The following is a 20,735-nucleotide window of genomic DNA, read 5'->3' as shown; positions in this document are numbered from 1 at the left end:
CCCTCCGGGGTCCACCGCCCTTCACACGTTCACGGGGGGTACGTCCGGTCAGTCGCCGATCAGTGCGTCGACGAAGGCGCCCGGCTCGAACGGGGCCAGGTCGTCCGGCCCCTCACCGAGGCCGATGAGCTTCACGGGGACGCCCAGCTCGCGCTGGACGGCGATCACGATGCCGCCCTTGGCGGTGCCGTCGAGCTTGGTGAGGACGATGCCGGTGATGTCGACCACCTCGGCGAAGACCCGCGCCTGGACGAGGCCGTTCTGTCCGGTCGTGGCGTCGAGGACGAGCAGGATCTCGTCGAGCGGGCCGTGCTTCTCGACGACCCGCTTGACCTTTCCGAGCTCGTCCATCAGGCCGGTCTTGGTGTGCAGCCGGCCCGCAGTGTCGATGAGCACCACGTCGGCGCCCTCGGCGATGCCCTCCTTGACCGCGTCGAAGGCGATCGACGCGGGGTCGCCGCCCTCGGGGCCGCGCACCGTACGTGCGCCGACGCGCTCGCCCCAGGTCTGGAGCTGGTCGGCGGCGGCGGCACGGAAGGTGTCCGCGGCGCCGAGCACGACGCTGCGGCCGTCGGCGACGAGCACCCGGGCGAGCTTGCCCGTCGTGGTCGTCTTTCCGGTGCCGTTGACCCCGACGACCATCACGACGCCGGGGGTCGCTTCGCCGCCCTCGGTCTTCACGGCGCGGTCGAAGTCGGGGCCGAGCAGGGTGACGAGCTCTTCGCGCAGCAGGGTGCGCAGCTCGTCGGGCGTACGGGTGCCGAGGACACGGACCCGCTCACGGAGCCGCTCCACGAGCTCCTGGGTGGGGGCGACGCCGACGTCGGCGGTGAGGAGGGTGTCCTCGATCTCCTCCCAGGTGTCCTCGTCGAGGTTGTCCCGGGACAGGAGCGTGAGCAGCCCCTTGCCCAGGGAGTTCTGCGAACGGGCGAGCCGGGCGCGCAGCCGCACCAGGCGGCCGGCGGTGGGCTCGGGGACTTCGAGCTCGGGGATCTCCGGCTCGATGACGACGGGGGTTTCCTCGACGGGAGTCCCGGCGCCGGGGAGACCGACCTCCTCGATGGTGCGCCGCGCTTCGTCGCGCGGCGTCTCGGCCTCCTCGCCGACACCGGGCTCGGCGGGAGGAGTGAGGGTCGGCGTGCTCGACGGAGCCGAGGGCGGCAGCTGCTTCTTCTTGCGGCTGCTGACCACGAGCCCGCTGATCAGGCCGACCGCGACCAGGGCGATGACTACAGCAAGGATGACGATTTCCATAACGCGTCCAGTATCGGCCACAGCCGTGGTCCGGCGCGGCTGCGGAGAGCGGCAGACGTACACCGCATGGTCGGTATGCCACGTTTGGGGGTAAAGGTACGCTGCTGCCCGTGGAGAACCGCGGCCTGGATCCCGTCCCCGATGACCAGCGCACCGGCCGGGTCCGCACCCTCTTCCCCACCTGGGTGACGGCCAACATGACCGTGCTGCTGCTGACCGTGGGGGCCGGGCTCACCGTCTTCGACGGGCTGAACTTCTGGCAGGTCCTGGTCGTGGCGGTCACGGCCCCCGTGGTCTCGTTCGGAATGGTCGGCCTCGTGTCGATCGCGGGCAAGCAGGGCGGGGCGCCGGGCATGGCCCTGTCGCGGGCGGTTTTCGGACAGCGCGGCAATCTCTGCCCCGGAGCCCTGCTGTGGGTGGCCCGCTGGGGCTGGGAGACGGTGAACGCGGTCACCGGCTCGTACGCCCTGCTGGCGGTTCTCGACCTGATGTTCGACATCCGGCGTACCCACACGCTGACCCTGGTGACGCTGACGGCGTTCGTCGCGGCGAGCTTCCTGGTGTCGGGGCTGGGGATCAGGGCGCTGCGGGTGTCCTCCCGGGTCTCCGTCCTGCTCTTCGGGGCGGCGAGCCTGCTCGTCCTGGCCCATCTGATCGGCTCGACCCCGTGGCGGACCGTCCTGGACCGGCCGCCCGGCCCGTCGGCGATGATGATCGCGGGGATCGGGACCCTGGCGGCCGGGGGCATCAGCTGGGTCCCCTCCGCCCCGGACTTCGCCCGCTACCTGCCGCACTCCGCGTCCGGCCGGGCGATGGTCGGCGCGGCCGTGGGCGGGGCGCTGGTCACCGTGCTGCCGATGGTGATGATGGGGGCGGTGATGGCGGTGAGCTCTCCGCACCTGGCCGTGACGAAGGACCCCGTGGCGTTCATCGGCGACCTGCTGCCGAGGTGGATCTCGGTGCCCTACCTCCTGACCGCGGTCGCGGGCATGGCGCTGATCAACGCGATGTCGATGTACTCCGCCGGCTTCACCGCGCAGACGCTCGGGTTCGCGGTCCCCCGCGCCTGGGCCGTGGGGGTCAACGCGGCGATCAGTCTGCTGATCGGCGGAACGCTGATGCTGGTGGCGACGAACTTCATCGGCACCTTCCTCTCCTTCCTGACCCTGCTCGGCGTGACGTTCTCCGCCTGGATCGGGGTCTTCGGTGTCGATCTCCTGCGCGGCCGTACGTACGACTCCGCGGCCCTCATGGACACCTCGCCCGGCAGCGGCTACTGGTACGCCGGGGGGTTCAGCAGGCAGGCCATGGGCGCCTGGGCCGCGGCGCTCGTGACGGGGCTGCTGTTCACCGACGTGGAGTGGTTCTCCGGCCCCCTCACCGCCTCCTGGATCGGGCGTCACGGGCTGGGCTGGGCGGCCACGATCCTCGTCGCGGCCGGGGTGTACGCCGCGCTGCCGCGAGCGGCGGACGGGACGGGCGGGGAGCCGGCCCGCTTCTGACGGCCCGGCGGTACGGACAGAACGCTGCCCCGGGCCGGCATGGGCCGGACCGGGGCAGCGGGTGAGAAGAGGGGCAGCGGGGATCAGCCCATCTCCTCCAGCGCCTTGCCCTTGGTCTCCTTCACGAACTTGAGCACGAAGGGGATCGAGAGCACGGCGAAGCAGGTGTAGATGATGTAGGTGCCCGACAGGTTCCAGTCGGCCAGGCTCGGGAAGCTCGCGGTGATGGCCCAGTTGGCGATCCACTGCGCGGAGGCGGCGACACCGAGGGCGGCGGCGCGGATCCGGTTCGGGAACATCTCGCCGAGGAAGACCCAGACGACGACACCCCACGACAGGGCGAAGAAGAGCACGAAGACGTGGGCCGCGATCAGGGCGACGGTTCCCTGGGTGGTGGGCAGCTTGCCGTTGACCAGGTCCGCGGAGAACGCCCAGGCCTCGAAGGCCAGCGCGACGGCCATACCCGTGGATCCGATGAGCGCGAGCGGCCTGCGGCCGATCCGGTCCACCATGATCATGGCGATCACGGTACCGATGATGTTGATGATCGACGTGGTGAACGAGTAGAAGAACGAGTCGGTCGGGTCGATGCCGACGGACTGCCACAGCGTGGCCGAGTAGTAGAAGGCGACGTTGATGCCGACGAGCTGCTGGAAGACCGACAGACCGATACCGACCCAGACGATCGGCAGGAAGCCGAAGCGGCTCCCGAGCAGGTCGCTGAACTTGGACTTGTGCTCACGGTGCATCGCCGTCTCGATCTCGTTGACGCGCGCGTCGAGGTCGACGTTCTTGCCCTCGACCTCTTCGAGGATCTTCCGGGCGCGGTCCTTCTTGCCGACGGAGATCAGGAAGCGCGGCGACTCGGGGATCGCGAACGACAGCAGTCCGTACAGGATCGCGGGCAGGACCATCACGCCGAGCATCCACTGCCAAGCCTCCAGGCCGGCGATCTTGCCGCGCTGGTCGCCGTCGGCAATCTGCAGGATGCCGTAGTTGACCAGCTGCGAGATGGCGATACCGATGACGATCGCGGCCTGCTGGAAGGAGCCGAGGCGGCCCCGGTAGGCGGGTGGCGAGACCTCGGCGATGTAGGCCGGGCCGATGACCGAGGCCATGCCGATCGCGAAGCCGCCGATGATCCGCCACATGGCGAGGTCCCAGAGGGCGAACGGCAGCGCGGACCCGACGGCGCTGATGGTGAACAGCACCGAGGCGATCTGCATGCAGCGGATGCGGCCGATCCGGTCGGCGATGCGTCCCGCCGTCGCCGCGCCGATCGCACAGCCGATCAGCGCGATGGCGATCACCTGCGCGAGCGTTCCCGACCCGATGTCATAACGGTGGCGGATGGCCTCGACGGCGCCGTTGATCACGGAGCTGTCGTAGCCGAAGAGGAAGCCGCCCATCGCTGCGGCCGCGGTGATGAAGATGACATGGCCGAGATGGTCCGGGTGGGCCTCCCGGGCTCCGGACTCCGGTCCGCGCGCTGTGCTGGTCACATGAACTCCTGGTACCTGGCCGCAACGTCAGGTGTGGGGGGGGTGAGCCCTCCTAGTGGCGCACAACTTCTGGCCGAACACCACTTGAAGGTAAAAACAACATTGCTGAGGTTATGCGTTCAAGTTTCGAAGTCAAGACTCCGGTTCGGGCGAAGAGGTCCCTCACAAGTACCCAGGAACACCCAAAAGGTGCGTTGAAGTGTTGAAGATTCGGTAAAGAGGGTGTGACCATGCGTCAGCCGCTGTACGCAGGGCTCAGCGGAGCCGCTGGCTGATCACCTTGGAGACTCCGTCACCTTGCATCGAGACGCCGTACAGCGCGTCGGCGACCTCCATCGTCCGCTTCTGGTGCGTGATGACGATGAGCTGGGAGCTCTCCTGGAGCTCCTCCATGATCCGGATCAGACGCTGCAGATTGGTGTCGTCGAGCGCCGCCTCCACCTCGTCCATGACGTAGAACGGGCTCGGCCTGGCCTTGAAGATCGAGACCAGCAGGGCAACGGCCGTAAGGGATCGCTCACCGCCGGACAGCAGGGAGAGCCGCTTGACCTTCTTGCCCGGCGGCCTGGCCTCGACGTCGAGACCGGTCGTCAGCATGTTGTCCGGGTCGGTGAGGATGAGACGGCCCTCGCCGCCCGGGAAGAGCCGGGAGAAGACGCCCTCGAACTCGCGTGCGGTGTCCCGGAACGCCTCCGTGAACACCTGCTCCACCCGCTCGTCGACCTCCTTGATCACCTGCATCAGATCGGCCCTGGTCTTCTTCAGGTCTTCGAGCTGCTCGGAGAGGAACTTGTGCCGTTCCTCCAGCGCCGAGAACTCCTCCAGGGCGAGAGGATTCACCTTCCCGAGTTGCTGATACGCCCGTTCAGCCGCCTTCAGCCGCTTCTCCTGCTCGGCCCTCACGAACGGCTTCGGCTGGTTACGCGGATGTTCCGGGTCCTCGGGGAGCTCCTCGCCCTCGGCCGCGGGGGACGGCGGCACCGGCTGCTCGGGGCCGTACTCGTCGGCCAGGCCGGCCGGCTCGACGCCGAACTCCTCCAGCGCCTTGGCCTCCACCTGCTCTATGCGCAGCCGCTTCTCGGCCCCGAGCACCTCGCCACGGTGCACCGAGTCGGTGAGCCGGTCGAGCTCGCTCTTGAGGTCACGGCCGCGTCCGCGTTCGGCCGCCAGCTCCCGCTCGCGTTCGGCCTTCGCCGCCTCGGCCCTGCCCCGCTCCTCCTCCGCCCGTACGACCGAGACCTCGACGTGGGCGAGCAGCTGGCGGGCTCCCGACGCCACGGCGGTGGCCACGGCGGCCTCGTGGCGCAGCCGGGCACGGCGCTGCTCGGCGCGGGTGCGCGCCTCGCGCTCGGTCCGGGCCCCGCGGTCCAGGGCGTCGGCCCGTCCGGCGAGCGCCTTGACGCGTTCCTCGTGGGTACGGGCCTGGAGGCGGGCCTCCATCTCCGTCTGGCGTGCGTTGGCGCCGTCGGCGGCGAGCCGGTCGCGTACCGAGGTGTCGGGCTCCTCCTCGACCGGGGTCTCCTCGGCGACCAGCAACCGCTCCGCCAGTTCCTCGGCCTCCTCGGTGGCCCGCTCCAGCGCCTCCTGCGCCCGGGCGGCGGAGGCGGTCATCCGCTCGGCCTCCCCGGCGGCGCCACGGGCCTGGCCGGCCAGCCGCCCGAGCTGCTGCGCCACTCCGGACCTCTCCCGCTCCCCGGCCCGGCGCCGCTCCCCCAGCTCCTCCACCCGGGCCGCGTCCTCGGCGCGCCGTGCGGCTGCGGCGCGCTGGGCCGAGGCGAGTTCCTCGCAGCGCACGGCCAGGTCGGCGAGTTCGGCGGCGGCCTCGTCGACGGAGGCCTGGACCTCCAGGAGGCTGGGCGCGCCGGCGGATCCGCCGTGTGCGAAGTGGGCGCCCAGTACGTCGCCCTCGGCGGTGACGGCGGTCAGCCCGGGGTGGGCGGCGACCAGTTCCTCGGCGTCCTCCAGGGTGCCCACGACCACCATGTCGCGCACCAGCCGCCGTACGGCCGTCATCAGTTCGGCGGGGCCCTGCACCAGGCCGGCGACGGCGGGCGCGGCGCACTCCCCGGTGGCGACGGCGGGTCCGGCCGGCGCCGCGCCGTGCTCCGGCCCGGAAGCCGTGGTGCCGCGCCCAACACCGGAGGCCCCGACGGCCGCAGTGCCGTGCTCCGCGCCGGTCACCGTGACGCCCGCAGGGCCGTGCTCCGCCCCGGACACCGTGATGCCCGCAGGGCCGTGCTCCGCGCCGGACGCCTGACCGGGCACCTGGCCGGCCGGGCCGCCGGCGGGCTCCCGCAGCTGCTCCGTCCCCTGCGCGGGCACCTGTCCGCTGCCCGCTCCGCCCGTCACCAGCGCCGCGCGCCCGGCGTCCTGCTTGCGCAGCAGGCGGATCGCGTCGGCCGCCGTGGCCGGACCCGTCACCGCGACGGCGTCGGCAGCCGCGCCCAGCGCCGCGGCCACCGCGACCTCGTGCCCCGGGGCCACCGTGAGCAGCTCCGCGACCGGTCCGAGCAGTCCGGAGAGCCGGTCGCCCGCGCCGAGCAGCGCCCCGGTGCCGTCCTTGCGCCGGAGGCCCAGCGACAGCGCCTCGTGCCGTGCGGAGACCGCCGCGCGGCTGCGTTCCGCCACGGTGACCGCCTCGCGCGCGGCGCTCAGGGCGGCCTCCGCCCCGGCGAGCTCCTCCCTGGCGGTCTCGTGCTGCTCCGCCAGCTCGGCGTCGCCCGCGTCCAGCCCTTCGACCTCGGCCTTGAGCTGCTCGTACTCCTCCTGGGCCGCGACCGCCCGCTCCTGCGCCTCGTCCCGCGACGCGGCCAGCCGGTCGATCTCGGCCTGCGCCGAACCGGCACGGCTGCGGGCGGCGTTGACCTGGCCGTTCAGCCGGGCCAGCCCTTCGCGCCGGTCGGCGATGGCCCGGGCCGCGTCCCGGAGCCTGCGCTCCTCGGACGCCAACTCCCGCTCCAGCTCGGCCCGGTGTGCGGTGGTGTCCTCCAGGGCGTGCTCGGCCGCTTCGAGCGCCGCCTCAAGCTCCGCCTCCTGCTCGCGGATCCGGGCGGCCTCACGCTCCATGTCCTCCGGGTCCCGCCCCCTGCGCTCCTCCTCCGGCGCGGTGGTGGCGCTCTTCACCCGGGCGTCGGCGAGCGAGATGGTGCCCCGCACGCGCTCGGCCAGCTGCGAGAGTTCGTACCAGGTCTGCTGGGCACGTTGCAGCCGCGGCGCCAGCCGGCGCACCTCGTCCTCCAGGTCCGCCTCGCGGGCGAGCGCCGCCTTGAGGTCGGTCTCCGCGGCCTCCCGTCGCCGCTTGAGGGCCGCCTCGTCGGCGATCTCACCGCGCAGCGCCTCCCTCAGCCGCACCAGGTCGTCGGCGAGCAGTCGCAGCCGGGCGTCCCGCAGGTCGGCCTGGATGACGGCGGCCCGGCGCGCGACGGCAGCCTGCCGCCCCAGCGGTTTGAGCTGGCGCCGCAGTTCGTCGGTGAGGTCCTGGACGCGGGCCAGGTTGGCGCCCATCGCCTCCAGCTTCCGCAGCGCCTTCTCCTTGCGCTTACGGTGCTTGAGCACGCCCGCCGCCTCTTCGATGAAGGCGCGGCGTCCCGTCGGATCGGCGTGCAGTACGGAGTCCAGCCGGCCCTGGCCGACGATGACGTGCATCTCCCGGCCGATACCGGAGTCCGAGAGGAGTTCCTGGATGTCGAGCAGCCGGCAGGTGTCGCCATTGATCTGGTATTCGCTGCCGCCGTTGCGGAACATGATCCGGGTGATCGTCACTTCGGCGTACTCGATGGGCAGCGCGCCGTCGGAATTGTCGATGGTCAGCGACACTTCCGCACGGCCCAGGGGCGGCCTTCCCGTGGTGCCGGCGAAGATCACGTCCTCCATCTTGCCGCCGCGCAGGGATTTGGCCCCCTGCTCGCCCATGACCCAGGAGAGGGCGTCCACCACATTCGATTTACCCGACCCGTTGGGTCCGACGACACAGGTGATCCCCGGTTCGAACCGCAGGGTCGTGGCGGAGGCGAACGATTTGAAACCACGGAGGGTCAGGGCCTTGAGGTGCACGCCGCCGGACTCTACCTTTCACTCTCGGTTTCGCTGATGAAGGTGCAGGGCACATCAGACGGTAAGCGAAGAGCGATAGGCCGGCGACGGTCCGGGGGAAAGAAAGAAGGGACGCCGGAGCGTCCCTTGTAAATCTTGCACGGTGCTGCTCTGCAGTCATCCGAGCACAGTCCTGCGTAACGGATCGCGTGCGGACCGGATCACGAGCAATCCTCGGTGTTCCGGACCGTTCCGGGACGACGATCCGTGACGAAAGACATTCGATGGTTGATCCCGAGCGGCTGGCGTGCGGCCCGACCGGCCCCGGCAGGGCCTGGGGGTCAGGTCAGCGCGGGCTCCGCCTGGGGTACGTCGATGTCGATGCTGTCGAGCAGCGACTCCTGGTGCTGGGCGGCGGCGTTCAGCGCGTCGTTCTCGTCCTGGATCCGTACGAGCTCGGATTCCAGGTCCTGGACGCGCTTCTGAAGCCGTCGCATCTCGGCGAGGAGTCGCGGGTCGGAACCGCCGACGTAACCGAGAAGCGCCTTTGCCATGATGAGAGGTCCTCCACACTGAGTGACCGACCGATGCGGTGTGGGTCGTGAGGGAATCGCACCCGCGGTGCTCGGCAGTGCTGTGAATTCACTGCTGTTCTGCTGTCACCAGCTCTGCCGAACAGCTAAGGTGCGCGGGGTTTTCAGCGTCTCACCAAAAAGTTTGACGGTCAACACGATCACACGCCTGCTGGCCGGGTGTCCCGGGGGCGCGCGGCCTGACGATCATGCGGCGCGGCTCTCCTGCGGGTCCCGAGGGGTGTGGAGATCTTCGTCAATGCCGCAGCCTGACACGGCGTGCGCCTCTTGGCAACCATGTTCCTGCGCCGACTCCTTTCGCAGGTCATTTCGGGTGTGACGCCTTCGCGCGCCCTCCGTTCACCGCCCGCGATCCCTCGTGCGCGCAGCGGATCCGGACCTCTTTCGCCGGCCGGGGTCAGCGGATCGCGAATCCCTCATATCCACCGCGGGGGGTGTCCCAGATCTCAGTGACGCCGTCCACGCGGCCGGGTGTGTCGTCGGATCCGAGCCAGTCGAGGAGACGGTGGCAATTGTCACGCGGCCCTTCGGCCACCACCTGCACCCGGCCGTCGTCGAGATTGAGGGCGAAGCCGGTGAGGTTTCCGATCTCCAAAGCATTTGCCCTGGTGAACCAGCGGAACCCTACTTGCTGTACTCGGCCGCGTACCCATACGACGAGTCGTGCGTCTTCGTTCATGCCCGAACGCTAACCGGCCAATTGCACAAGGAGCACGCCGCCCCAATCCGCCATGGCGTAAGGTCCCCTCGCAATAGCCTCACCCGAACGGGTGAGTTTGATCTTCAATACGGTGACGTCGGCACGACGCCCGGAGCACGAGGAAGGCACAGCGCATGGGACGGCATCGACGCGCAGGCGCGGCCCCCGCCGCTGAGCAGCACGCGGCGAACGCGGAGGACGGGCACCGGGGTGCACGCCGGAAGAAGCGAGCCGGCATACCCGTGCGCGCCGGGCTCCTCGGCGTCTCCGCGGCCGTGGCCGTCGGAGCGGTCGCCGTGGCCTCGGGCCTGCTGCCCGGCGGCGACAGCTACAGCGTCAGCGGGGGCGGGGCCGCCGACCAGGTCCACGCGGGCGGCGCGCCCGACCTGCTGACCCAGGGCGAGTCCTCCGCCGAGCCGACCAGCCGTACGTCGGCTTCCCCGTCGGCCCAGGCAGACCGGGGTTCCGGCCGTTCCGCCGCACCGTCGAAGTCCCCCTCGGCCACCCCGAGCGCGAAGCCGAGCACGAAGCCGTCGGCCACCGCCTCGAAGCCCGCGACGAAGACGCCGGAACGGACGAAGGCCCCCGCGGCGAAGCCGAGGAAGACCACGTCTTCCAGCCCGGCGGCCAAGACTCCGGCCGCTCCGAAGACCTCGTCCGCCGCCCCGAGCCGCACGGCCAGCGCTCCGGCGAGCCCGTCCGCCACCACCGCGCAGGCCACCGTGCTCGCCCTGGTCAACCAGGAGCGCGCGAAGGTCGGCTGCAGCCCGGTCACCACCAGCGCCTCGCTGACCGCGCTCGCCCAGGACTTCAGCGAGGACATGGCGGCCCGCGACTTCTTCGGCCACACCGACCCGGACGGGGCGACCCCCTGGGACCGCGCCGCCGCGGCCGGCGTGCAGGGCCTGGGCGGCGAGAACATAGCCCGGGGCCAGGCCGACGCGCAGGCCGTGATGGACGCCTGGATGAACAGCGACGGCCACCGCGCGAACATTCTCAACTGCGATTACAAGACACTCGGCGTGGGCGTGCACCTCGGCTCCGGCGGCCCCTGGTGGACGCAGGACTTCGGCTTCTGACGAGCCCCGGCCGGTCCGGGCGGAAGTCCCGGGCCGGCCGCGTACCCCTCCGTACACTGACGGGCATGGCTTGCCGCATCAGTGAACTGGTCCTCGACGTCGCCGACCCCGAGCGGCTCGCGGCGTTCTGGAGCGAGGTCCTCGGCTACGTCGAACTCGGCCGGGAGGACGACGGGAGCATCGAGATCGGGCCGCCCGGCGCCGGCTTCGGCGGCCCGCAGCCCACGCTCGTCCTCAGCCCCAGCAGCGACCCGCGGGCCGGGAAGCTCCCGCTGCACATCGACGTCAACGCCACCGACCGCGACCAGGACGCCGAGCTGGAGCGGCTGCTCGCCCTCGGCGCCAGACACGCCGACGTCGGTCAGACCGGCGACGAGAGCTGGCATGTGCTGGCCGACCCGGAGGGCAACGAGTTCTGCCTCCTGCGCCGCCGGCTCCAGCCCCTCTGACCGCACCGGGGGCAAAGGCGCGCGTCAGGAGATCCGCGGCGGACGCTGGCAGCGCGGGCAGAAGTAGCTGGAGCGGTTCATCCACGGCCGGCGGCGCATCGGCGTACCGCAGCGGCGGCAGGGTTCGTCCTCGCGTCCGTAGGCGTCGAGTGACCGGTCGAAGTAGCCGGACTCCCCGTTCACATTGACGTACAGGCTGTCGAAGCTGGTGCCGCCCTGGTCGAGGGCCTCCCGCATCACGTCCCGGACGTTTCCGAGCAGCTCGGCCGTCTTCGGGCGGGTCAGGGTCGCGGTCGGCCGCTCGTAGTGCAGCCGGCTGCGCCACAGCGCCTCGTCGGCGTAGATGTTGCCCACGCCGCTGATCAGGGACTGGTCGAGCAGGGCGCGCTTCACCGTCGTACGGCGCAGGCGCAGCGCCACGCGGAAGGCCGTGTCGTCGAAGGCCGGGTCGAGGGGGTCGCGCGCGATGTGCGCGATGACGTCGGGCAGACCGTCGGGGGTGTTCCCGTGCAGCGACAGCCCGCCGAAGGTCCGCTGGTCGACGAAGCGCAGCTCGGTGCCGAGCGCGTCGTCGAAACGGATCCGGATCCGCAGGTGCTTCTCGTCGGGGGCGTCCTCGGGCTGCACCAGGAGCTGGCCGCTCATGCCGAGGTGGCCCAGGAGCGAGGAGTCCGCCTCGTCGAGGGGGACCCAGAGGTACTTGCCGCGGCGCATCGCCGTGCCGAAGCGCAGTCCGCGGAGCCGGGCCGCGAAGTCGCCGCCGCCCGAGAGGTGCCGGCGGACCGCACGCGGATGCAGGACCTCGACGTCCTCGACGGTGCGCCCGGCGGTCCAGCGCTCCAGTCCCCGCCGCACGACTTCGACCTCGGGCAGTTCGGGCACGGCGGGCACTCCTTCAGGGAAGCGACGGGCGGGGTGTGACGGGACAGCGAAAACCCCCCGGTGCCCGAGGGCGCCGAGGGGTTTCCCCTTCGTTCAGGCCGGAGCGGCGTCCGAGTGCGGCGACGGGTCGGCAGGGGTGTCGGCGACCCCTCCGTCGACGGCGGCCTCGGCCGCCGTCTCCCGTGCTTCCGCGGCGGCGCTGATCTCGCGCCAGGCGGACTCCGCCGCCTGCTGCTCCGCTTCCTTCTTGCTACGGCCGGTGCCGGTGCCGTACGAGACACCACCGACGCGAGCAGCAGCAGTAAAGGTCTTCTCGTGATCGGGGCCGGTCTCCGTGACGAGGTACTCGGGGACTCCGAGGCTCTCGCTCGCGGTGAGCTCCTGGAGACTGGTCTTCCAGTCCAGGCCGGCTCCGAGGTTGGAGGACCTGTCGATCAGCGGGTCGAAGAGCCGGTGGACCAGCTCCGAGGCCGCGCCGAGGCCCTGGTCGAGATAGACGGCGCCGATCACCGCTTCAAGGGTGTCGGCGAGGATGGAAGCCTTGTCCCGGCCACCCGTGCCCTCTTCACCACGGCCGAGCCGGATGAAGGAGCCGAGTTCGAGGCCGCGGCCCACTTCCGCAAGCGCCCGCGAGTTGACCACCGCGGCCCGCAACTTGGCCAGCTGGCCTTCGGGCAGGTCGGGGTGGGTGCGGTACAGCGTGTCCGTGACCACCAGGCCGAGCACGGAGTCCCCGAGGAACTCCAGCCGCTCGTTGGTGGGCAGACCGCCGTTCTCGTACGCGTACGAACGGTGGGTCAGCGCACGCACCAGAAGGGCGGACTCGAGGTGATACCCGAGCCGCCCTTCCAGAAGCGTGTGGGACGAGGCTGTGTTGATGTTGTCTGTGTGCTTCTTGGAGCTGGACAACTCAGACATCGGGCCTCTCACCAGCCGCTCAGACCTCGAGGACCTGGCGCTTGTTGTAGGTGCCGCAGCTCGGGCACGCAATGTGCTGGAGCTTCGGCTCCTGGCAACGCTCGCACGAAACCAGGGTGGGGACCGCAGCCTTCCACTGCGACCGGCGGTGGCGCGTGTTGCTGCGCGACATCTTCCGCTTCGGAACAGCCACGGCTACTTCTCCTGCTTCTCGTCGACGCCCGGTTCGGCGCCGCCCATGTTGTCCTTCTCGCCGTCCTGAACGGTCTCGGCGAGTCCTTGCAGTGCCGCCCAACGGATGTCGACGGCATCGTGGTGGTGGTCAGGATTCTCGTCCAGCCTGATTCCGCATTCGGAACACAGACCGGCACAGGTCTCCTTGCACACCGGCTGCAGCGGCAGTGCGAGCACCACCGCGTCACGCAGCACAGGCTCGAGGTCGAACGAGTCGTCCTCGAGAAAGAACCTGTCCTCGTCGTCCTCGGCGTCGTCGACCGGGTCCGCGGTCCTGCTGCGGTTCCGGTCATCGGCGTCAGGGTACGAGAACATCTCCTGGAAGTCCGCTTCGACCTCGATGGCCAGCGGCTCCAGACACCTTACGCACTCCCCCTCGGCCGTCGCACGGGCGGTGCCTGTGACGAGCACCCCTTCCATGACGGATTCGAGGCGGAGGTCCAGCGCCACGGGCGCCTTCTCCGGCACACCGATGACCCCGTCGATACCGAGGCCCGGGGAACCGGGTGCTTCCACCGTGCGGGTCAGCCGCTTCATGGCACCAGGACGCCGGCCCAGCTCGCGCGTATCGAACACGAGAGGGCTGCGGTGATCGAGGTGGCCGTTCAGGGCTTTTCCTGCTTTCGAAATCATGTGCGTGGTGCGGCTTCGGGAGGGCCACCCCTGTCCTGACGGAAAGAGGGCAGCCGGGATCGCGGACATACACGCGACCGAAGAGCCAGGATACTGGACGTACCGCCCAGCTCCCAATCCGGTACGTCCCGCTCCGGTCAGCGGCCCTGTTCGTAGCGGCGCAGCTGTTCCAGGTCGATCATGCTGGTGTCGAAGAGGCTGGTCTCGTCGAGCGCGCCCTCGCCCTGCTGCGCGGGGATCTGGCCCTGCTGCGGCCAGTACTCCTGCTGCTGCTGGTTCGGGTCGTATGCCTGCTGCTGGTAGGCGCCGTACGCGTCGGGCTGCTGCTGGTAGGCGGCGTACGGGTCGGCCTGGAGCTGCTGCTGCGGGTCCTGGTAGCCGTACGTCTGCGCGTACTGCGGCTCGGGCTGCCCCTGCGCGGGGAAGCCCGTCTGCGCGGGGTCCTGGTAGTCGGCGACCGGCGCGTAGTCCGGCTGCGCGGGTTCCGCGTACGAGGGCTGCTGGGGGCTCCGGTGCGGATCGGGGCCGGCGAGCTCGGCCAGGCCGGCCCAGTGGTCCTCGTCGCTGGTGTGCTGCCCGCCGCCCGCGGCGTCCTGGGCGGCCATGTGGGCGCCGAGCTCGTCGGTGGCGACCCGGCCGTGCAGCTTCTGGCGGCCGCGGCCGACGGCCTCCAGGGTCTTGACGAGGACGGCCTCGAACGCGCCGAACTTGGTGTCCACGTAGTCGTCGGCGCGCCGGCGGAGTATCTCGGGGTCGGCGCTGCGCTCCGGCGCCTCGGCGAAGTCGGGGTCCTCGTAACCCTGGTCGTCGAGGCCCTCGCTGCGGCCCAGGAGCTTCTCGCGGCCCCGGTCGACGGAGCCGATGGTCTTGGTGAGGACGACCTCGAAGTTGGCGAGCTTGCTGTCGACGTACTCGTCGGCCTCGCCGCGGACCTCGTCGGCCTCCCTGCGGGCCTCGGACAGGATCCGGTCCGCCTCGGCCTGGGACCGCTGCGCGATCTCGGTGCCGGAGATCAGCGAGCCGCGCTCCGCGCGGGCGGACTCGATGATCCGCTCGGCCTCCTGCCGGGCCTGCTCGACGAGCTGCTCGCGGCCGCCGATGAGCTCCTCGGCGTGGGCCAGCGAGCCGGGCAGGGCCTCGCGGACCTCCTCCAGCATCGCGAGCAGTTCGGCCCGGTTGACCACGCAGGACGCCGACATGGGCATGGAGCGGGCGTTCCCGACCGTTTCGACGATCTCGTCGAGCTTCTTCTGCACGTCCACCGTGTGCTCGCCACTCTCTGCTGCTGTTGGAGACGGACGGGACGACTGTAAGGCCAGTCGCCTCCCGTCCGACACCTGGTGACGGGCGGTCAGCAGATCACTTCTGCCCGAGACGGTCCACGAGGGCCTCGTGGACCCTGGGCGGCAGCAGGTGCGCCACGTCGCCGCCCCAGGTGGCGACCTCCTTGACCAGGGAGGACGAGAGGAAGCTGTAGGTGGGGTTCGTCGGCACGAAGAGCGTCTCGACCCCCGAGAGGCCGTTGTTCATCTGGGCCATCTGCAGCTCGTAGTCGAAGTCGCTGACGGCTCGCAGCCCCTTCACGATGGCCGGGATGTCGCGCTGCTTGCAGAAGTCGACCAGCAGGCCGTGGAAGGACTCGACCTGGACGTTGCCGAAGTCGGCGGTGACCTCGCGGATCAGGTCGATCCGCTCGTCCACTGTGAACAGCCCCTGCTTGGACTGGTTGATCATCACGGCGACGTGCACGACGTCGTACAGCTTCGAGGCTCGACCGATGATGTCGAGATGTCCGTTGGTGATGGGGTCGAACGACCCCGGACAGACGGCGCGGCGCAACGTGGTTCCCTCGCTCTCCGGTGCGGTCATCGTGCGTCTTCGCACGTAGAGGCGGCGCGACCGTACCAAAACGTGGCTTCGCCGTAACGGCGGGCCCGCTGTGGCTCGAATCCGTCGGGCCAGTTGAATTCCCCGCCCCTGGTGCTCCGTTCCACCGTGACGAGGGCGTCGCCCGTGAGCCACCCCTGAGCACGGAGTGTGAGCAGGATCTCCCGAAGATCGTCGTCGGTGACGGCGTACGGCGGGTCGAGGAAAACCACGTCGTACGGGTCCGAGGGTGCCGGTCCCGTCACGATCTGTTCTGCTTTGCCGGCACGGAATTCGGCGCCGGGCAGACCGAGGGTGCGGATGTTGTCGCGGACGGTGCGCGCGGCCTTGGGGTCGGCCTCCACGAGCAGCGCGTGGGCCGCTCCGCGCGAGAGCGCCTCCAGGCCCACGGCTCCGGAACCCGCGTAGAGATCGGCGACGCGGATGCCGTCGAGGGTGCCCAGGAGCGCTTCCCAGGTGGAGAACAGCGCCTCGCGCGCACGGTCGGAGGTGGGGCGGGTGCCGGTGCCGGGCGGGACGGCCAGGCGGCGTCCGCCGGCCGAGCCGGCGATCACGCGGGTCATGGGTGTCTGTTCCTCGGGTCGCGGGCGGCACACAGGACGGAACGCGTGCCGTGCTCCCCACGATATGGCGTCGCCGGGAATCCGCCTGGTCACCCCTTGTCGAGGTACTCCTCCCGGTCCTTGTCGAGCAGGGCGTCGAGCGCGGTGCGCAGCTCAGGCAGGCGCTCCAGCTCGGGGTCCTCGGCGACGACGCGGACGGCCTCCTCGCGGGCCGCGGCGATGACCTCCTCGTCGTCGATCACGCTGAGCACCCGCAGGGAGGAGCGGACCCCGGACTGGGCCTGGCCGAGGACGTCGCCCTCGCGCCGCTGTTCGAGGTCGATGCGGGAGAGCTCGAAGCCGTCGAGGGTGGCGGCGACCGCGGAGAGCCTGGCCCGGGCGGGGCTCGCCTCGTGGGCCTCGCTGACCAGCAGGCACAGACCGGGGGCGCTGCCACGCCCGACGCGGCCCCTGAGCTGGTGCAGCTGGGACACCCCGAAGCGGTCCGCATCCATGATCACCATGGCGGTGGCGTTGGGGACGTTGACCCCGACCTCGATGACGGTGGTGGCGACCAGGACGTCGGCCTCTCCGGCGGCGAAGCGGCGCATGACGTCGTCCTTGTCGTCGGGCGCCATCCTGCCGTGGAGGACCTCGACGCGGAGACCTGAGAGCGGGCCCTTGGTCAGCTGATCGGCGATGTCGAGCACGGCGAGCGGCGGCCGCTTCTCGGCGTCGTCCTCGGGGGCGGCCTTCTTCTTCCCCTTCTTCCCGGCCTCCTCGGCGTCGTCGCCGATGCGGGGGCAGACGACGTAGGCCTGGTGGCCGTTCTCCACCTCCTCGCGGACGCGCTCCCAGGCGCGGCTGAGGAAGTGGGGCTTGTCCTTGGCGGGGACGACATGGCTGGCGATCGGTGAGCGGCCGGCGGGGAGCTGGTCGAGGACGGAGGTCTCCAGGTCGCCGAAGACGGTCATCGCGACCGTACGGGGAATGGGGGTGGCCGTCATGACCAGCAGGTGCGGCGGCCTCTTTTCCCCCTGGGAGTCCGCCTTGGACCGAAGCGCGTCGCGCTGTTCCACGCCGAAGCGGTGCTGTTCGTCGACGACGACCAGGCCCAGGTCGTGGAACTGGACCTTGTCCTCGATCAGCGCATGCGTCCCGATGACGATCCCGGCCTCGCCCGTGACCAGGTCGAGCAGAGCCTGCCGGCGGGCCGCGGTGCCCATGGAGCCGGTGAGCAGGACGACCTTGGTGCCGAGGTCGGAGCCGCCCAGCATGCCGCCCTCCGCGAGCTCGCCCATCATCTCGGTGATGGAGCGGTGGTGCTGCTGGGCGAGGACCTCGGTGGGCGCGAGCATCGCGGCCTGGCCGCCCGCGTCGACGACGGTGAGCATCGCGCGCAGGGCCACCATCGTCTTTCCCGACCCCACCTCGCCCTGCAGCAGCCGGTGCATCGGGTGTTCGGTCGCCAGGTCGCCGAAGATCTCGCCGGTGACCCTCTGCTGGCCTTCGGTGAGGGTGAAGGGCAGCTTGGCGTCGAAGGCGTCGAGCAGTCCGCCGGGGACGGACCTGCGGGCCACCGCGGGGAGTTGGGTGTCGGCGTAACGCCGGCGGGCGAGCGCGACCTGGAGGACGAATGCCTCGTCCCAGCGCAGCCGGTCCCGCGCGGCCGCGATGTCCGCCTTGGTGTGCGGGCGGTGGATCCTGAGCAGTGCCTCGGGCAGGGGCACGAATCCGCGCCCTTCGCGCAGTGCCTCGGGCAGCGGGTCCACCGCGTCCTGTGCGCTGGGCAGGACCGTGTCGACGGCCTTGGCGATCCGCCAGGAGTCGAGCTGCTTGCAGGCCGGGTAGATCGGCAGCAGCTGCCCGGCGAAGGCGTCGACGGCGTCGGTCGCCTCCTCCTCGTCATGAGCGTCGAGGAGCTGGTACGTGGGGTGCGCCAGCTGCATCTTGCGGTTGAAGACGGAGACCTTGCCCGCGAACATCGCCCGCCGGCCCGGCAGGAGTTCCTTGTGGGGCTTGTGGACTCCGTGTCCGAAGAAGACCAGCTGGAGCCTGCCGCTCCCGTCGGTGAGGGTGACCTCCAGCCGCTTGCCCCGGCCGTTGTTGAACATCATGATCCGCGCGTCGGCGACCTGGGCGACGACCGTCACGTGCTCGTCGAGCGGAAGCTCGGTGAGCGCCGTGAGGCGGCCCCGCTCCTCGTAGCGCCGCGGGTAGTGGTGCAGCAGATCACCGACCGTGTGCAGGTCGAGGTGTTCGGCCATCACCTTCGCGGTGGCTCCGCCGAGCAGCTTCTTGAGGGGTTCTTCGAAAGCGGACACGCGGTCCATTGCACACCACGCCACTGACAGATGTCTCCGTGCGCCGCCCCGCCCCGACGTGTCACTCGACGCCGATGAGCAGCGGCGCCGCCTGGTGGCCGCCGCGGTAGACGACCGTGTCGACGGCGAGGTAGCCCTCCCGGATGTGTTCGCTCAGCCCGTCGGCCAGGGAGTCGGGCACGTCCTCCCCCAGGACCAGCGTGACCAGTTCCCCGCCCGCCGACAGCATCCGGTCCAGGACCGTGCGGGCCGTGCCGGGGACGTCCTCGCCGATGACGGCGACGTCCCCGTCGATCAGGCCCAGGATGTCGCCGGCCTGGCAGATGCCCGCCATGGTCCACGACTGCCTCTCGGCGACGGCCAGTTCGGCGTACCGGGTGGCGCCGGCCGCCGAGGTCATCGCGACGACGTCCTCGTCGAAGCTGCGGTCGGGTTCGTGGACGGCGAGCGCGGCGATGCCCTGGACCGCGGCGCGGGTGGGGACCAGGGCGACGCGGATGCCTTCGCCCCTGGCCTGTTCGGCGGCCGCGGCGGCGGTGTGGCGCAGCTGTGCGTCGTTCGGCAGCAGGACCACCTCGCGGGCGTGGGCCCGGCGGATGGCGTCGACCAGTTCGCCGCTGGCGGGCGGCTCGCCGGGGCGGGCCAGCACGGTGGTGGCCCCGGCCTCGGCGCACAGTCCGGCGAGCCCGTCCCCGGGTACGACCACGACGATCGCGCGCTGGGCGGGTTCCCGGTGGGCCGCGCCCCGGTCGGCGGCGAAGTGGGTGATCCGGATCCGGTAGGGCCGGCCGGCCTCGACCCCGGCCTCGACGGCCGCCCCGGCGTCGTCGACATGGACGTGGACGTTCCAGAGGCCGTCGCCGCCGACCACCACGAGGGAGTCCCCCAGGGCGTCCAGCCGGCTCCGCAGCCGGTCGACCGCGTCGTCCCGGGCCTCCAGCAGATAGATGACCTCGAAGGCGGGGCCGCTGTCCTGGCCCGCGTCCGCGCAGTCGCCGGTCAGGGGCAGGACCTCGGGGGCGGGCCGTACGGCGCGCTCCTCCGGGCGTCCGCCGACGGCTTCCAGCAGCGCGCCGAGGACGGCCACCAGTCCCTGCCCGCCCGCGTCGACGACGCCCGCGCGCCCGAGGACGGCGAGCTGGCCGGGGGTGGCGGCCAGGGCGGCGCGCGCGCCGTCGTACGCGGCCTGGGCCACGTCCCTGAGGCCGGCGTCCCCGTCCGTGGCCCCGGCCGCCTCGGCGGCGGCGGTGGCGACGGTGAGCACGGTGCCCTCGACGGGATGGGCGACGGCCAGCCGCGCCACCGCGGCGGCCTCGGTCAGCGCGGTCCGCAGGTGACGGGCGTCACCCGAGCCGGAGAGCACCGAGGCCATACCCCGCAGCAGCTGGGCCAGGATGGTCCCGGAGTTGCCCCGGGCGCCGATCAGCGCGCCGTGGGCCATGGCCCGCACGGCGTCGGCGTGGGCGGGCACGGTGGAGCCGGTCTCATGGGCGGCGAAGACCGCTTCGACGGCGGCGGCGGCCGACTCGACGGTGAGGTACAGGTTGGTGCCGGTGTCCCCGTCGGCGACGGGGTAGACGTTGATGGCGTCGATGGCCGCACGCTCCCGGCCGAGGGCCTCCAGGGCCAGTGAGCACCAGGTGCGCACCGCGACGGCGTCGAGATCGTCGGGGGCTTGCGGCACCGTTGGTCCTCCTTGGGGCTGCCGTGGGGGGCTGGCTGAACGGCAGGGTAGCCCTCGGGCGCGGACCCGTCGGGCGCAGGTGCGGGACGGAGCGGTCCGGGAGCCGTGGTAGTTTCGTATCTCCGAAGCAGGCGTTGTATGCTGCTTCGGTTGCCCGACGAGAGTCGGGCCATTCCTCCGGTACCGCCACTTCAGTAAAATGATTCCGGCGCGCCGGAATTCACTGTAAGTGCATCTGAAGTCTTTGGAGTGACCCGTGGCTGCCAACTGCGACGTTTGCGGCAAGGGGCCGAGCTTCGGCAACAGCATTTCGCACTCGCACCGCCGTACGTCCCGTCGCTGGAATCCCAACATCCAGCGCGTGCGTGCCGTGGTCGGGCGGACGCCGAAGCGGCTCAACGTCTGCACCTCGTGCATCAAGGCCGGCAAGGTCGCGCGCTGACGTCCCCGTCGTAGCGCAGCCTTCCGGTTGCCCAAAAAGCCGGTCCACCTCGGTGGACCGGCTTTTTGCTGTGCTCTG

Annotated in this window: 18 protein-coding genes; 4 read left to right on the top strand and 14 right to left on the bottom strand. The window is 71.0% G+C overall.

Annotated features, from left to right (window positions below):
* Positions 1-48: 48 nt before the first annotated feature.
* Positions 49-1,254 carry a signal recognition particle-docking protein FtsY gene (ftsY, locus tag ACIRD8_RS20470; protein ID WP_403993207.1) on the bottom strand — a complete coding sequence of 402 codons (1,206 nt, stop codon included), beginning with the start codon at positions 1,252-1,254 and terminating at the stop codon, positions 49-51.
* A gap of 110 nt (positions 1,255-1,364) precedes the next feature.
* On the opposite strand from ftsY, the gene ACIRD8_RS20465 reads away from it, so the two are divergent.
* Positions 1,365-2,756 (top strand): purine-cytosine permease family protein, encoded by a 1,392-nt coding sequence (locus ACIRD8_RS20465; protein WP_403993204.1) that lies wholly within the window; start codon positions 1,365-1,367, stop codon positions 2,754-2,756.
* An 83-nt stretch (positions 2,757-2,839) separates the two neighbouring features.
* Here ACIRD8_RS20465 and ACIRD8_RS20460 read toward each other — a convergent pair whose 3' ends face one another.
* The 4 genes from ACIRD8_RS20460 to ACIRD8_RS20445 all read right to left on the bottom strand — a co-directional run bounded on the left by ACIRD8_RS20460 (position 2,840) and on the right by ACIRD8_RS20445 (position 9,562).
* A complete protein-coding gene (locus ACIRD8_RS20460) occupies positions 2,840-4,258 on the bottom strand; it encodes a sugar porter family MFS transporter (protein WP_403993201.1) in 1,419 nt (472 codons plus the stop codon).
* Between the two features lie 255 nt (positions 4,259-4,513).
* Positions 4,514-8,311: an AAA family ATPase gene (locus ACIRD8_RS20455; protein WP_403993198.1), complete on the bottom strand. Its 3,798-nt coding sequence runs from the start codon at positions 8,309-8,311 to the stop codon at positions 4,514-4,516.
* Positions 8,312-8,631: 320 nt separating this feature from the next.
* A complete protein-coding gene (locus tag ACIRD8_RS20450; RefSeq protein ID WP_033304037.1) occupies positions 8,632-8,844 on the bottom strand; it encodes a hypothetical protein in 213 nt (70 codons plus the stop codon).
* Positions 8,845-9,280: 436 nt separating this feature from the next.
* The gene (locus ACIRD8_RS20445; protein ID WP_124274892.1) at positions 9,281-9,562 is read right to left on the bottom strand and encodes an acylphosphatase; all 282 of its coding nucleotides are present in this window, start codon (positions 9,560-9,562) and stop codon (positions 9,281-9,283) included.
* A 155-nt stretch (positions 9,563-9,717) separates the two neighbouring features.
* Here ACIRD8_RS20445 and ACIRD8_RS20440 point away from each other — a divergent pair, with 155 nt between their 5' ends.
* Together ACIRD8_RS20440 and ACIRD8_RS20435 are read left to right on the top strand one after the other, a co-directional pair.
* Entirely contained in the window at positions 9,718-10,662 is a 945-nt protein-coding gene (locus tag ACIRD8_RS20440) for a CAP domain-containing protein (RefSeq protein ID WP_403993195.1), read from the top strand.
* A gap of 65 nt (positions 10,663-10,727) precedes the next feature.
* On the top strand, positions 10,728-11,111 hold the full coding sequence (locus tag ACIRD8_RS20435) for a VOC family protein (RefSeq protein WP_403993192.1): 384 nt from the start codon (positions 10,728-10,730) through the stop codon (positions 11,109-11,111).
* Positions 11,112-11,135: 24 nt separating this feature from the next.
* Here ACIRD8_RS20435 and mutM read toward each other — a convergent pair whose 3' ends face one another.
* The 9 genes from mutM to ACIRD8_RS20390 all read right to left on the bottom strand — a co-directional run bounded on the left by mutM (position 11,136) and on the right by ACIRD8_RS20390 (position 20,215).
* A complete protein-coding gene (gene mutM / locus ACIRD8_RS20430; RefSeq protein ID WP_403993189.1) occupies positions 11,136-11,993 on the bottom strand; it encodes a bifunctional DNA-formamidopyrimidine glycosylase/DNA-(apurinic or apyrimidinic site) lyase in 858 nt (285 codons plus the stop codon).
* A gap of 93 nt (positions 11,994-12,086) precedes the next feature.
* A complete protein-coding gene (gene rnc / locus ACIRD8_RS20425) occupies positions 12,087-12,911 on the bottom strand; it encodes a ribonuclease III (protein WP_403993186.1) in 825 nt (274 codons plus the stop codon).
* A 19-nt stretch (positions 12,912-12,930) separates the two neighbouring features.
* Positions 12,931-13,104, bottom strand: a complete 174-nt coding sequence (gene rpmF, locus ACIRD8_RS20420) for a 50S ribosomal protein L32 (RefSeq protein ID WP_003965982.1) — start codon at positions 13,102-13,104, stop codon at positions 12,931-12,933.
* Between the two features lie 2 nt (positions 13,105-13,106).
* Positions 13,107-13,778, bottom strand: coding sequence for a YceD family protein (locus ACIRD8_RS20415; protein ID WP_403993183.1), 672 nt, complete (start codon positions 13,776-13,778; stop codon positions 13,107-13,109).
* A gap of 137 nt (positions 13,779-13,915) precedes the next feature.
* Entirely contained in the window at positions 13,916-15,040 is a 1,125-nt protein-coding gene (locus ACIRD8_RS20410; protein ID WP_403993180.1) for a cell division initiation protein, read from the bottom strand.
* 97 nt (positions 15,041-15,137) lie between these two features.
* Positions 15,138-15,617, bottom strand: coding sequence for a pantetheine-phosphate adenylyltransferase (gene coaD / locus ACIRD8_RS20405; protein WP_403993504.1), 480 nt, complete (start codon positions 15,615-15,617; stop codon positions 15,138-15,140).
* A gap of 26 nt (positions 15,618-15,643) precedes the next feature.
* Entirely contained in the window at positions 15,644-16,228 is a 585-nt protein-coding gene (gene rsmD, locus ACIRD8_RS20400; RefSeq protein ID WP_403993177.1) for a 16S rRNA (guanine(966)-N(2))-methyltransferase RsmD, read from the bottom strand.
* An 89-nt stretch (positions 16,229-16,317) separates the two neighbouring features.
* Complete coding sequence (gene recG, locus ACIRD8_RS20395; RefSeq protein WP_403993174.1) at positions 16,318-18,540, bottom strand: ATP-dependent DNA helicase RecG; 2,223 nt, start codon at positions 18,538-18,540, stop codon at positions 16,318-16,320.
* A 52-nt stretch (positions 18,541-18,592) separates the two neighbouring features.
* The gene (locus tag ACIRD8_RS20390) at positions 18,593-20,215 is read right to left on the bottom strand and encodes a DAK2 domain-containing protein (protein WP_403993171.1); all 1,623 of its coding nucleotides are present in this window, start codon (positions 20,213-20,215) and stop codon (positions 18,593-18,595) included.
* Between the two features lie 256 nt (positions 20,216-20,471).
* Here ACIRD8_RS20390 and rpmB point away from each other — a divergent pair, with 256 nt between their 5' ends.
* On the top strand, positions 20,472-20,657 hold the full coding sequence (gene rpmB / locus ACIRD8_RS20385) for a 50S ribosomal protein L28 (protein ID WP_003965989.1): 186 nt from the start codon (positions 20,472-20,474) through the stop codon (positions 20,655-20,657).
* The last annotated feature ends 78 nt before the right edge of the window (positions 20,658-20,735 follow it).

The organism is Streptomyces sp. NPDC102451, from assembly GCF_044765485.1.
GTDB lineage: Bacteria > Actinomycetota > Actinomycetes > Streptomycetales > Streptomycetaceae > Streptomyces.
The sequence above is the reverse complement of the archived record's forward strand: the minus strand, read 5'-3'. Positions and strand labels throughout refer to the sequence as shown.